At 37.2% G+C, this 13,193-nt stretch carries 16 protein-coding genes; 14 read left to right on the top strand and 2 right to left on the bottom strand.

Going from position 1 to position 13,193, the window contains the following annotated elements:
- Positions 1-18: 18 nt before the first annotated feature.
- A complete protein-coding gene (locus tag IEU51_RS03075) occupies positions 19-318 on the bottom strand; it encodes a rhodanese-like domain-containing protein (RefSeq protein WP_229713811.1) in 300 nt (99 codons plus the stop codon).
- A 119-nt stretch (positions 319-437) separates the two neighbouring features.
- On the opposite strand from IEU51_RS03075, the gene rsgA reads away from it, so the two are divergent.
- The 4 genes from rsgA to IEU51_RS03055 are packed head-to-tail and all read left to right on the top strand — an operon-like array spanning position 438 to position 3,274.
- Positions 438-1,304 (top strand): ribosome small subunit-dependent GTPase A, encoded by an 867-nt coding sequence (rsgA, locus tag IEU51_RS03070; protein WP_186087009.1) that lies wholly within the window; start codon positions 438-440, stop codon positions 1,302-1,304.
- Complete coding sequence (gene rpe / locus IEU51_RS03065; RefSeq protein WP_186087011.1) at positions 1,304-1,951, top strand: ribulose-phosphate 3-epimerase; 648 nt, start codon at positions 1,304-1,306, stop codon at positions 1,949-1,951. Before rsgA ends, rpe begins: the two co-directional genes overlap by 1 nt.
- The gene (locus tag IEU51_RS03060) at positions 1,948-2,565 is read left to right on the top strand and encodes a thiamine diphosphokinase (protein WP_186087014.1); all 618 of its coding nucleotides are present in this window, start codon (positions 1,948-1,950) and stop codon (positions 2,563-2,565) included. The genes rpe and IEU51_RS03060 overlap by 4 nt, the downstream gene beginning before the upstream one ends.
- Before the next feature lie 4 nt (positions 2,566-2,569).
- A complete protein-coding gene (locus IEU51_RS03055; protein ID WP_186087017.1) occupies positions 2,570-3,274 on the top strand; it encodes a DUF554 domain-containing protein in 705 nt (234 codons plus the stop codon).
- Between the two features lie 57 nt (positions 3,275-3,331).
- Here IEU51_RS03055 and rpmB read toward each other — a convergent pair whose 3' ends face one another.
- A complete protein-coding gene (gene rpmB / locus IEU51_RS03050; RefSeq protein WP_186087020.1) occupies positions 3,332-3,520 on the bottom strand; it encodes a 50S ribosomal protein L28 in 189 nt (62 codons plus the stop codon).
- 190 nt (positions 3,521-3,710) lie between these two features.
- Between rpmB and IEU51_RS03045 the strand changes: the two genes are divergently transcribed.
- The 10 genes from IEU51_RS03045 to fabG all read left to right on the top strand — a co-directional run bounded on the left by IEU51_RS03045 (position 3,711) and on the right by fabG (position 13,193).
- Positions 3,711-4,076, top strand: a complete 366-nt coding sequence (locus IEU51_RS03045) for an Asp23/Gls24 family envelope stress response protein (protein WP_186087023.1) — start codon at positions 3,711-3,713, stop codon at positions 4,074-4,076.
- 16 nt (positions 4,077-4,092) lie between these two features.
- On the top strand, positions 4,093-5,739 hold the full coding sequence (locus tag IEU51_RS03040) for a DAK2 domain-containing protein (RefSeq protein WP_229713856.1): 1,647 nt from the start codon (positions 4,093-4,095) through the stop codon (positions 5,737-5,739).
- 51 nt (positions 5,740-5,790) lie between these two features.
- Positions 5,791-6,456: an L-serine ammonia-lyase, iron-sulfur-dependent subunit beta gene (gene sdaAB, locus IEU51_RS03035; RefSeq protein WP_186087028.1), complete on the top strand. Its 666-nt coding sequence runs from the start codon at positions 5,791-5,793 to the stop codon at positions 6,454-6,456.
- Between the two features lie 19 nt (positions 6,457-6,475).
- Positions 6,476-7,348: an L-serine ammonia-lyase, iron-sulfur-dependent, subunit alpha gene (gene sdaAA, locus IEU51_RS03030; RefSeq protein WP_186088369.1), complete on the top strand. Its 873-nt coding sequence runs from the start codon at positions 6,476-6,478 to the stop codon at positions 7,346-7,348.
- 2 nt (positions 7,349-7,350) lie between these two features.
- Entirely contained in the window at positions 7,351-9,300 is a 1,950-nt protein-coding gene (recG, locus tag IEU51_RS03025) for an ATP-dependent DNA helicase RecG (protein ID WP_186087032.1), read from the top strand.
- Positions 9,301-9,303: 3 nt separating this feature from the next.
- Positions 9,304-9,933 carry a sortase gene (locus IEU51_RS03020; RefSeq protein ID WP_186087035.1) on the top strand — a complete coding sequence of 210 codons (630 nt, stop codon included), beginning with the start codon at positions 9,304-9,306 and terminating at the stop codon, positions 9,931-9,933.
- An 85-nt stretch (positions 9,934-10,018) separates the two neighbouring features.
- Complete coding sequence (gene fapR / locus IEU51_RS03015; protein ID WP_186087037.1) at positions 10,019-10,585, top strand: transcription factor FapR; 567 nt, start codon at positions 10,019-10,021, stop codon at positions 10,583-10,585.
- The gene (plsX, locus tag IEU51_RS03010; RefSeq protein ID WP_186087040.1) at positions 10,582-11,562 is read left to right on the top strand and encodes a phosphate acyltransferase PlsX; all 981 of its coding nucleotides are present in this window, start codon (positions 10,582-10,584) and stop codon (positions 11,560-11,562) included. The genes fapR and plsX overlap by 4 nt, the downstream gene beginning before the upstream one ends.
- Complete coding sequence (gene fabD / locus IEU51_RS03005; RefSeq protein WP_186087043.1) at positions 11,555-12,463, top strand: ACP S-malonyltransferase; 909 nt, start codon at positions 11,555-11,557, stop codon at positions 12,461-12,463. Before plsX ends, fabD begins: the two co-directional genes overlap by 8 nt.
- Entirely contained in the window at positions 12,456-13,193 is a 738-nt protein-coding gene (gene fabG / locus IEU51_RS03000) for a 3-oxoacyl-[acyl-carrier-protein] reductase (protein WP_186087046.1), read from the top strand. Before fabD ends, fabG begins: the two co-directional genes overlap by 8 nt.

The raw sequence follows: 13,193 nt of genomic DNA, 5'->3' as shown, positions 1-13,193 counted from the left end.
ATTCTGCTGGTTTTTATATTATTTAAATAATTTTTCTCCGTCGTATGCACTGATGCCGCCTTCTAAGTTCGTTGCATCATAGCCATTATGTTCCATGTATTCTACAACTCTCGCGCTACGACCCCCCGCACGACACATGATGTAGTATTTCTTGTCTTTATCGAGTGAAACCGTCTCAACGTCAAATTCTGACATAGGTGTATGACGTGTGCCTTCGATGTAACCTTCTTCACTCAGTTCGTTAATTTCTCTTACATCTAAAATTTCTACATTATCTTCATTAAGAAGTTTTGGTATTTCATTAATGTGTACTTCCACAAATATTCCTCCCAGTTATGTGTATACATGCAATATAAGTATAATATATTTTAACAAAATACCATAGGTATTCAGATATTTGATATACTATTATAGATAAATTATAAGAGGAGCGTGTCATGAGAACAGGACGAATTATTAAAGCACTCTCAGGATTTTATTACATCAAAGTAGATGAAGAGGTATATCAAACACGGGCGCGTGGCATATTTCGTAAATCAGGAATGAACAGCCCATTAGTTGGGGATATTGTTGATTTTGAATCAGACAATTTAACTGAAGGTACACTCACAACTATTCACGAAAGAAAGAATGCACTGAAGAGACCGCAAGTTGCAAACGTCGACCAAATGCTCATTACGATGAGTTTGAAAAGTCCGGATTTCAGTTTTTATCTGACCGACCGCTTTATTGCATATAGCGAATCATTTGATATTGAGCCCGTGTTAATTATTACGAAAAAAGATTTAAATACTGATGAAGCGTTAATTGAGAAGATAAAAGAAACGTACAAAATGTATAAGATATTCTTTACTTCTAAAGAGCATTTTGACGAAGATTTAAGAGAGGTTTTTACAGATAAACTATCAGTACTTGCAGGGCAAACAGGGGTTGGAAAGAGCACTTTGCTTAACACATTATTACCAAAACTTGGACTCGAAACTGGTGAGGTGAGTAAGGCGCTTGGTCGTGGAAAGCATACAACGAGACATGTAGAGCTCGTTGAAAAGAACGGTGGTCTTGTTGCCGATACACCAGGGTTTTCTACTATAGAATTTACGCACATAGAAAAAGAGGCACTTAAATATTGTTTCATAGATTTCGATATGCCGAGTGAGTCTTGTAAATTCCGTGGATGTAATCACATCAACGAACCCAAATGTGGTGTGAAGAGTGCGGTAGAATCTGAAGATATAAATAGGACGAGATACGAGAGCTATCTACAAATTTATGAGGAAATAGAAAACTACAAGGAGCGATATTAATGGTTAAAGTATTACCATCATTATTAGCAAGTGATTTTTTAAACTTAGGTTCTGACATGAAGAGAATGGAAGAAGCTGGGGCTGATATTTTTCATCTAGATATTATGGATGGACAGTTTGTACCAAACATTTCATACGGAATTCCAGTATGTGAAGCGATTGCAAAAGAATCTAATATACCCTTAGATGTTCACTTAATGACTGAAGATCCAGAACAATTTGTTGATGAATTTCAAGCGATGGGTGTAGAGTATTTAAGTTTTCATATCGAAGCAACTGCTCATGCGCATAGATTGATCACTCATATTCAGTCTAAAGGTATGAAAGCAGGGATTGTCTTAAATCCAAGCACACCTGTAGAGTCAATCAAATATGTCCTAGATATTGTAGATTTCGTACTTGTAATGACTGTAAATCCTGGATTTGGTGGACAAAGCTTCATTATGAGTGGTATCGATAAAATTAAAGAACTCGATGAAATTAGAAAGAAGAAACAATTAGACTTCCTCATTGAAGTGGATGGTGGCGTGAATGATGAAACTGGTAAATTATGTGCTGAAGCGGGTGCGGATTTATTAGTGAGTGGTTCATTCTTATTTAAATCAGAGGATCCAAAACAAACAATTTTGGATATTAAACAAAAATGATGATAAATGTATTGCTTAGAGAGACGAATGTCTCTCTTTTAAATTTAGATGGGGACTGGGCAGGTGTTGACAAAGGTGCACTTATCCTATTAAAATCGGGTATTGTTCCAACTTATGCCTTTGGTGATTTTGATTCAGTAACGAAAGAAGAACTCAAATTTCTAAAGAGCCATTTAAAAATAGATGTCGTACAAAGCGAAAAAGATTATACGGATACAGAACTCTGTCTTTTATCGCTCGTAGAAGAAGGATACACTGAAATCGACGTATATGGGGCATTTGGGGGCAGAATGGATCATACGCTTATGAACATCTATTTACTACAAAATGATGCGCTACGCGAGGTTAACATCCACTTAAAAGATAAAGAGAATGATTTAAGTCTTTTAAATAGTGGTAAACATAAGATAATCAATAAAGGTTTTAAGTATGTCTCATTTATTCCAATTCATGAAAACACAGTGCTTTCTTTAGAAGAACTTAAATATGAATTAAATGAGGAAAATATTTCACCAGGAAAAACATTAACAGTAAGCAATGAATTTATAGGTGACGTGGCAACAGTAACTACGAATAAAGATATTTTATTAATACATTCTATGGATAAGAGGTGAGTGGATGATATTATTAGGATCTTTTGTAAACGGACTTGCGATAGTCATAGGTGGTCTACTCGGTCTCGTTTTTACATTTATTCCAGAGCATATAAAAGATTCCATTTTAAAAGTTCAAGCACTTGTAATCATGAGTTTAGGTATACAGATGGTTGCTGGTTCAACTGACGTTTTAACGACGCTACTCAGTTTGATTATTGGTGTCGTCATTGGTGAAGTTTTAGCCCTTGAAGAACAACTCAACAAAATGGGGCACATGATTGAATACAGAATGGGAGATAAAAACGGTGGTAATATTTCTCAAGGTCTTGTTTCAGGGTCACTTGTCTTTATCATCGGTGCGATGGGTATCGTTGGTGGTCTAGATGCAGGTCTTCGTGGATCTCATGACGTACTATTTACAAAATCAATCATGGATTTCTTTATTGCACTAGTTATGACAGCAACCTATGGCTTAGGTGTTGTAATTTCAGGAATACCGACGTTTCTATATGAAGCGGGAATTTCACTTGGAGCTAAAGGCTTCGCAAGTTTTATACCAGAGGCTGTACTGAATGATATGACAGCACAGGTAAGTGCGACAGGTGGAGTAATTCTGCTTGCGATTGGACTAAATATGTTAAACGTAACTAAGATGAGAGTAGGGAACATGATCCCATCTATCTTCATCGGTATGTTCATGGTTTGGGTTATGAGTATTTTTAACTAATTATAGGCAAAATAAAAAAGAACATTGCAGTTTGCAATGTTCTTTTTTATATAGCGATTAAACGCGTTCTACTTTACCTGATTTTAAAGCACGTGCTGAAACCCAAACACGTTTAGGTTTGCCATCAACCATGATTCTAACTTTTTGTAAGTTTGCACCAAAAGTTCTTTTGCTTGCGTTTAGTGCGTGAGAACGGTTGTTACCAGATCTTGCTCTACGACCAGTTACGTAACATTCTTTTGCCATTCGTCCCACTCCTTTACAATTTAATTGCTAATTCTAGTTTACGAATACTATAATATAATACATGAATATAGTATTATATTCAACAAAAAGTTCGTAAATTACAACTGTTATTAATAATGCCCTGTTTTATAGCACTTGTCAATAGGCATGTAAATTGACTATAATAATATGATGATTAGGAGTGAGTTATATGTCACTAGAAATTAAAAATGATTTAGGAACAATTGATATTTCTATGGATGTCATCGCAAACATTGCTGGTGGTATCATGAGTGAAAGCTACGGAGTCGTGGGTATGGCATCAAAAACATTTAGGGATGGTTTTGCTGAACTACTTGGAAAAGAAAATTATGCACGTGGAGTCGTAGTTGAAAATGAATCTGACAAATTGAAAATAGACTTATATATTATCGTTCTATATGGAGTTAAGATTTCTGAGGTTGCAAGTAATGTGCAATCAACTGTAAAATATACACTTGAGAAGACTTTGGGATTAGAAATTGATTCTGTGAATATTCATGTACAAGGAGTTAGAGTGATTAACTCTGACGAGTAATAAGAAGGGATTTATTATAATGGAGAAAATAGATGGTCAACAGTTTCGCCAGATGATTTTACTTGGTGCAAACAACTTAAAAAAGAATGCGGACTACGTTGATTCACTTAACGTATTCCCAGTTCCTGACGGTGATACTGGAACTAATATGAATTTATCGATGTCATCGGGTGCAGATGAAGTTAAGGATGTAAAATCTACGCATGTCGGAGAAGTAGGTAAACATTTCTCAAGAGGACTTTTAATGGGTGCACGTGGAAACTCAGGCGTAATTTTATCACAATTATTCAGAGGGTTTTCTAAGCACGTTGAAGAAGTAGAAACTCTAGATATTCATTCATTCGTTGAAGCATTAGAAGCTGGAGTTAAGACAGCGTATAAAGCTGTAATGAAACCAGTAGAAGGTACAATTCTAACAGTAGCTAAAGATTCAGCTCAAAAAGCCGTTGATTCAGTAGATTCTGTGACAGACATCGCAGAACTTATGAAGATCGTTGTTGAAGAATCTAAAGCGTCACTTAAGAGAACTCCTGACTTATTACCCGTTCTAAAAGAAGTTGGTGTAGTAGACTCTGGGGGACAAGGTTTAGTTTATGTGTACGAAGGATTTTTATCAGCATTAACTGGTGAAGAAATTGTAGAAGATGAAGCGGATTCAGTTGATACAGATGAATTTATTAATGATACGCATGAATTTGAAGAGTTTATGTCTGCAGAAGATATTACATTTGGTTTCTGTACAGAATTCATGGTTCGTTTTGAAGATGGTAAGAAAGAGTTTATTGAAGAAGACTTCAGAAACGATATGGACAAATTCGGAGATTCATTACTTGTGATTAATGACGATGAAATCGTTAAAGTGCACGTGCACACTGAAACACCAGGTAAAGCACTTACTTACGGTGCAGAATACGGTGAGATTATCAAGATTAAAGTAGACAATATGCGTGAACAGTTCAGAGCAATTGAAGATAAACGTGGCAAGTCTAATGAGAAAAAAGAAAAAATAGACACAGCAATTATCGCAGTATCAAGTGGTGAAGGTATTAATGAGATGCTTAAAAGTATCGGTGTGACACATATCATCAGTGGGGGTCAAACAATGAACCCATCAACTGAAGATATCATTAACATCATTAAAGACGAAGATGTAAAAGAAGTTATCATTATGCCAAACAATAAAAATATCATCATGGCAGCTGAGCAAGCACAAGAATTATTGGAAGTGCCAAGCATCGTGATTCCAACACGTTCAATTCCTGAATGTGTCAGCGCGATGTTTGCATATACGAAAGACGCATCTTTAGAAGCTAATGAAGATGACATGGTTGAAGCAATTCAGCATGTGAAAACTGGTCAAATTACGTACTCAGTACGTGATACTAAAATCGATGATATCGATATTAAGAAAGACCAACACATGGGTATTTTAGACGGTAAAATTATAACGTCAAACGATGAAGGCTCTGAGACTTTAGATGTCCTAATTCGTAAGATGATTGATGAAGATACAGAAATCGTTACTGTATTCATCGGTGAAGACGGAAATAATGATACACTAGAAAGTGTGTTGGATAAGATTGAAGAAGAATTCGAAGATGTCGAATTTGAAGTTCATGATGGTAAACAACCAGTATATAGTTACTTAATTTCAGCAGAATAATTTCAGAGCCACACCAATGGGTGTGGCTTTTATAGAATGGGCGGTTTTTTTATGAAGTATAAAAGTGTCTTTGATATTATAGGTCCTGTAATGGTAGGTCCATCGAGTTCACATACTGCCGGTTCAGTGAGAATCGGACTCACAGCAAGAAATTTATTTGGAGAACAACCAGATAAAGTGGATATTTATCTGTACGGATCATTTAGAGATACATACAGAGGTCATGCGACAGATGTTGCTTTAGTAGGTGGGGTACTTGGCTATAACACCGATGATAGCAGAATCATACATGCACTAGATCATGCAAAAGAACAGGGTGTGACAATCAATATCATTGAAATGATGGAAGAAAGAAGTCACCCAAATACAGCATTACTCCATCTCTTTAAGGGTGAAGAGGAACTAATGGTCGAAGGTATCTCAATTGGTGGAGGTAAGATACAACTTGTATCGATCAACGATTATCCAATCAGTATATCTGGGAACTACCATGCGCTACTCGTATTCCACGTGGATGAGTTTGGTACAATTGCAGATGTAACTGCGATATTAAAAGACCAAAAAGTAAATATTGGTAATATGAACGTATCACGAAAAGAAGTTGGACAGATTGCACTCATGACAATTGAGCTAGATGGCTCAATTGAAAAATCAACTGTCGATAAAATTAATAGTACAAAAGGTGTTAAGCGCGTAATTGAGCTTCACGGAGATTGAGAGGTAGATCATATTGGCAATTTTTAATAGTATAAATCAACTCATTACAAAAGCACAAAATGAACAAAAATCGATTGCGGACATCATGATTGAACAAGAAGTTGAAGTGTCTGGACTCACTCCATTAGATGTGATGAATGGCATGGAACTGAACTTAAAGACAATGGAAAACGCAGCAGCTGAAGGTATAGAAGGTGTTGTATCTACAACAGGACTTACTGGAATGGATGCACTAAAAATGCAGAAGTACATTGAGAGTGGGCGTGGATTGTCTGGAGACCTAAATCTATACGCAATTGCATTTGCTGTTAGTACGAATGAAGTGAACGCTGCAATGGGACAAATTTGTGCCACGCCTACTGCTGGATCTGCTGGTGTTGTACCCGGCGTTTTATTTGCCATGAGGCAAAAAAATCCAGACCTTACTCGTGAAGAAATGCTTAAGTTCTTATTCACTGCAGGTGCATTTGGTTTAGTTGTTGCAAATAACGCCAGTATTTCTGGAGCAGCTGGTGGGTGTCAGGCAGAAGTCGGAAGTGCATCTGCGATGGCAGCAGCAGCACTCGTTGAAATGAATGGAGGCACACCAGAAATGTGTGCGCATGCATTCGCAATCGCATTAAAAAATATGCTTGGACTCGTGTGTGACCCAGTCGCAGGACTTGTAGAAGTTCCATGCGTGAAGAGAAACGCAGCAGGAGCATCAAATGCGCTTACTGCAGCAGATATGGCGTTAGCAGGCATTGAATCAAGAATTCCTGCTGACGAGGTTGTTGAAGTAATGTACAAAATTGGCTTAACGATGCCTTCATCTCTAAGAGAAACAGGTCGTGGTGGACTTGCAGCTACGCCGACTGGTGAAAGATTAAAACAAGAACTATTTGGTAGTTAACGATGTACCACGTGATAGAGCCGGCTTTTTTAATTGATGACTTACCAGGCGTCGGTCCGAAGACAAAAGAACGTTTGAACAGTATTCATATCGTCGATGCAAATGACGTTGTTTTTAAGATTCCGAATAGTTATATGAGTCATATACCCGTTGATCTAAATTCAGTAGAAGTTGAAGAGACAGTGACTGCAGAAGGAATTGTGAAAACAGATCCGACAGTTACTTATATGCGACGCGGTATGAATCGACTTGTATTCTTTATGGAAGCAAATGATATTTACTTTAAGGTCACGTTTTTTAATCAACCTTTTTTAAGAGATAAAATCAAGGTCAACGAGACCGTCAAAATATTTGGTAAATTCAATAAGCTAAAGCAAGAGATGAGCGCACAGAAGCTTATTTTTAACACTAATGAGAAGTTAGAAATCAGATATGCATTAAACAAGGCCATGCATAACAAGACGTTTAAAAACCTTGTAAAAGAAACATTCAAAAAAGCACAGTTCAAGCATGATATCCCAGACATATTAATAGAAAAGTACCAACTCATGCCGATTAAAGATGCGTTATATCTGCTACACTTTCCTGAATCATTTGAAGATGTGAATCGTGCGCGTAGAACAGTAAAATTCTACGAGCTGTTCATGTATCAAGTAAAAATCATGGAAAAACGTCGACAAGAGCGTGTGAGGGATGTAGAAACTATTGTCCATTATGATATTGATCAGTTAAAAGCATTTATACAAACACTCCCGTTTGAACTGACGAAAGATCAGAAGACGAGCGTCAATGCGATTTGTCGAGATTTATTATCGGATTACTCAATGCACCGACTACTTCAAGGTGACGTGGGGAGCGGTAAAACTATTGTTGCAGGTATTTGTGTGTACGCTGCAAAAACGGCACGTGTTCAAAGTGCGCTTATGGTTCCAACTGAAGTACTTGCAAATCAACACTTTGAATCTCTTTCTGAAACATTTAGTGGAGAGTTAAATCTTGCATTGCTCACAGGTTCTACGACTAAAAAGGAAAAGCACGAGATATTAAATCGTTTGAAGAGTGGCGATATCGATTTAATCATAGGTACTCATGCTTTAATTGAAGATGACGTCGTATTCAAGAACCTTGGGTTTATCATCACAGACGAACAGCATCGCTTTGGTGTGAATCAGCGTGAAAAATTGAATAATAAAGCGAGACACAAAAATGTATTGTACATGACCGCCACTCCAATCCCAAGAACGTTATCTATTACGACATTTGGTGATATGGATGTGTCTATAATCAAAACGATGCCTGCAGGACGTAAGCCAATTGAAACGACCTGGAGGCGTTCGAACGAATTAGATGAAGTCATGAGCTTCATTAGAAGTGAACATAATAGAGGTCACAGTATATATGTCGTAGCACCACTCATTGAAGAATCAGAAACACTCGATCTTATTACAGTGAATGAAATTTATGAGTTATTTATGAATGAATTTGGCAGTCAAGAAGTGGTTCTTGTTCACGGCCAAATGAAAAACGATGAAAAAGCCCAAGCAATGGAAACTTTTGAGTCATTAGATAAACGCATCTTAGTGTCTACAACGGTTATTGAAGTAGGGATTAACGTTCCGAATGCAACAGTGATGGCAATATTTAACGCAGAACGATTTGGTCTCTCAACTCTTCATCAACTCAGGGGACGCGTTGGACGTAGCGATAAGCAGAGTTACTGTATTTTAATCAGTGATCCTAAGACAGAACAGGCTGCGGAGAGAATGAATATCATGACTGAGACTACAGATGGATTTATTCTATCTGAACGAGATTTAGAAATGAGAGGTCCTGGTGATTTCTTCGGAATTAGACAGAGTGGGCTTCCAGAATTTAAGGCTGCAGATTTAGCGGAAGATTATAGGATGCTTGAGATCGCACGTGACGAAGCAATTCAGCTATTTGAGAGGTGAAATATGAGAATTTTTACAAGAATACTGGGAGTATTACTTATACTCACTGCCCTTTGTTTATTTTTCTGGCAAGACATTAGAGAAGTGTTTACAGATCGCTTAAACGATAAAATAATCGAAGGCTTTCAGAATGAAGATAATGACGTGAAAGTCAATGCGCTTGAAAAATTCATCACTGGTGCTGAACCGTCAGGTAAAGCGGGTATCAATATTAAAGATGATATGATTGGCATCTTAAAAATTGAAGCTGCAAATATCACTGAACCTGTTTATTACGGGCCACTTTCTGAAGAGAAGTTAAGAAATGGTGTCGGATTATTAGAAGCATCTGATCATCTTGATATGCAGAATATACCAATCGCTGGTCATCGCGTTGAAGGTGCAGGAATTCGGTTTAACTATCTCGATAAAGCAAATGTAGGAGATGAGATTGAATTCATAACGAGAAAAGGCATAAAAAAATATAAGATTTATGATATTTTTGAAGTCACGCCTACTGAAGTGGATATACTCGACCAACATGAGGATGAACCACAAATTCTTACTTTAATTACTTGTGAAGACTATAATCCAGAAACGCTTTTATTTGAGAAACGCTTGATTGTAAAAGCAAAAATCATAGAAGAAGACTAGTCCATAAACTAGTCTTTTTTTAATTGAATTTATGAGTTAAGTTTAATATACTAAATTAGTACCAACTACTAAATGGGGCGATTACTTGGTTAAATACAAAAAAGAAGATAGGCAAAAGCTTTTAAAGTTATATATTGAGAGAGATCCTTTTTTAACTGATGAAGCACTTGCGGAGCGATTGAATGTTTCTATTCAAACGATTCGACTTGATAGGCAAGTATTAAAGATTCCAGAGCATAGAGTTCGAATTAAAAGGGTGGCGGAAGAAGTAGATGAAATTAAGAGCATTATGCTTGAAGACGTCATCGGTGAAATCGTAAATGTTAAATTAAATGAGAGTGGAACTTCTGTATTCAATGTAGAAGAAGCACATGTATTTAATAACAATACGCTCACAAGAGGGCATTTTTTATTTGCTCAAGCAAATTCACTTTGTGTTGCAATGATTAATGTACCGCTCGCACTGACTAAAAGTGCCAATATAGAATTTAGAAAACCTGTTCATTTAGGAGATAGAGTAGTCGCTCACGCTAAAGTAGTTCAAACGATCGGAAAAATTGCTACAATAAGAGTAGAATCTTTTGTTGAAGATATCCTCGTTTTTGTCGGGGAGTTTGAGATGTATTTTAAAAATGAAGGTGAAAGTAAATGAAAACAATTGCAGTAGATCTAATGGGTGGCGATAACGCCCCTGAATCTATCGCAAATGGTGTGATAGAAGCAGTAAATGAGTATGATGATATTAAGATTTTAGCTTACGGGCTTAAAGGATCTTTTCCACATCAACATGAGCGCGTTGAATTTATTGAGGTATCAGAATCAATTAACTCTGATGATGACCCAGTAAAATCAATCCGACGTAAGAAAGATTCTTCACTTGTGAGAGCAGCTAAAGCAGTAAAAGATAAAGAAGCGCTTGCAGTTTTATCTGCAGGTAATACAGGTGCACTCTTAACTGCTGGATTATTTGTTGTGGGTAGAATTAAAGGAATTGAAAGACCAGCGATTGCATCGATGATTCCAACTACAGGTGACAAAGGGCTCATGCTTCTAGATATGGGTGCAAACTCAGAAAACAAGCCAAATCATTTATTACAATTTGCACAGATGGCAACTGTTTATGTAGAAGCGGTTGAAGGTCGCAAAAACCCGACTGTGGGTCTTGTAAATAATGGTAGTGAAGAAATCAAAGGCACAACACTTACAAAAGAAACTTATCAACTACTTAAAGATAGTGATTTAAATTTCCAAGGATACTTTGAGACACGTGACGTTTTATCTGGTAAATATGATATCGCAGTAACAGATGGATTTACTGGTAACATCATTTTAAAAACGATAGAAGGAACATCCATGAGTCTCTTAAGCGAAGTGAAGAATGTATTCTTGAAACGTGCGGTAAATAAAGTTGCGGCACTCGTTCTAAAGAAAGATGTTGAAGCTCTTAAAGATATGATGGATTATCGTCAATTTGGTGGAGCACCATTACTTGGTCTTGATGGCATAGTATTAAAAGCACACGGTTCTAGTGATTCATTAGCAATCAAGAATGCAATTCGAGTTACAAGAAGTCTAGCAGAATCAAATGCGATCGAGAAAATTAAGGAGAGAATAAAAGATAATGTCTAAACTAGTACTGTTTCCAGGACAAGGTGCGCAGTATGGCACTATGGCAAAAGACTTATATGAGAATAGTGACAAAGCACGTGAATTACTCGACAAAATTTTTAATGCGATCGATTTTGATTTAAAGTCAATTATGTTTAGTGAAGATGATGAGAGACTTAATGAAACACAGTACACGCAACCTGCATTATTTGCACATTCACTTGCTGTACTTGCTGCAACAGATATTCAAGGAGACTACCTGATTGGTCATTCACTTGGAGAGTTGCCAGCCCTTGTACATGCCGGTGTTTTATCTTTAGAAGATGGTATTAAAGCAGTTGTAAAACGCGGTGAACTGATGAGCCAAGCAGATACTGGTGCGATGGCAGCAATTATTGGTATGGATAAAGACAAGCTTGTAGCACTTTGTGAAGAGTTATCCTCAGATACAGAAAAAGTAGCACCTGCGAATATTAACGCACCTGACCAAATTGTGGTTTCTGGTGATAAAGACAAGGTTGAAGCATTCACAAGTGTCGCAAAAGAACATGGGGCAAGAAGAGCGATGCCATTAAAAGTATCCGGTGCATTCCACTCATACTTAATGGACGATGCGAAAGTCTTATTCCGAGAATTCGTAGAGTCAATTGAATTCAATAATGCTGTAATTCCTGTAATACAAAACGTTTCTGCAAAAGCTGAGACGGATGCGAGCACAATTAAAGAAAACTTGATTGAACAGATTACATCACCAGTACGTTTTGTAGAATGTGTAGAAACGGCAGTGGAATTAGGCGTAACGGAATCAATCGAAGTAGGACCTAAGAAAGTTCAATCAGGTCTTGTTAGAAAGATTAGTAAAGAGATTTCAACTAGAAATATTGATACATTCGAACAAGTGGAGGGATTTATCAATGAGTAAAATTGCATTAGTAACAGGCGCGTCTAGAGGTATTGGTAGTGCAATAGCAGAACGTCTTGGAAAAGATGGGTATACAGTAATTGTGAACTATTCAGGTAGTAAAGATCGTGCGGAAGCAGTTGTGAATAAAATTAAAGAAGCGGGCGGAAATGCTGAGAGCTATCAATGCCACGTACAAGAATATGACAGCGTAAAAGAGATGATCAAATACATTACTGATACGTATGGTCAAATTGACGTTGTTGTTAACAACGCAGGTATCACTAAAGATGGACTACTCATGCGCATGAAACCTGCAGATTTTGATAACGTAATTGATGTTAACTTAAAAGGTGCATTTAACGTGATTCAAAATGTATCGCGTCCGATGATTAGAAAAGCATCTGGACGTATCATTAACATTTCAAGTGTCGTTGCGAGTTTAGGGAATGCAGGGCAAGCAAACTATGTGGCATCTAAAGCAGGAATTGATGGGTTAACGCGTTCCGTTGCGCGTGAACTCGCCGCTAAAAATATCACAGTAAACGCGATTGCCCCTGGATTTATCGAAAGTGATATGACTGATGTATTATCTGATGACGTTAAAGGTAAGATGCTCGAACAAATTCCTTTAAAAACATTTGGTCATTTAGATGATATTGCTGGAACAGTTTCGTTCTTAGTGAGCGATGCAGCACGCTACATTACTGGCCAAACGATTCATGTCAACGGCGGAATGTACATGGGTTAA

It is taken from the genome of Phocicoccus schoeneichii, from assembly GCF_014635565.1.
GTDB classification, from domain to species: domain Bacteria; phylum Bacillota; class Bacilli; order Staphylococcales; family Salinicoccaceae; genus Phocicoccus; species Phocicoccus schoeneichii.
The sequence above is the reverse complement of the archived record's forward strand: the minus strand, read 5'-3'. Positions and strand labels throughout refer to the sequence as shown.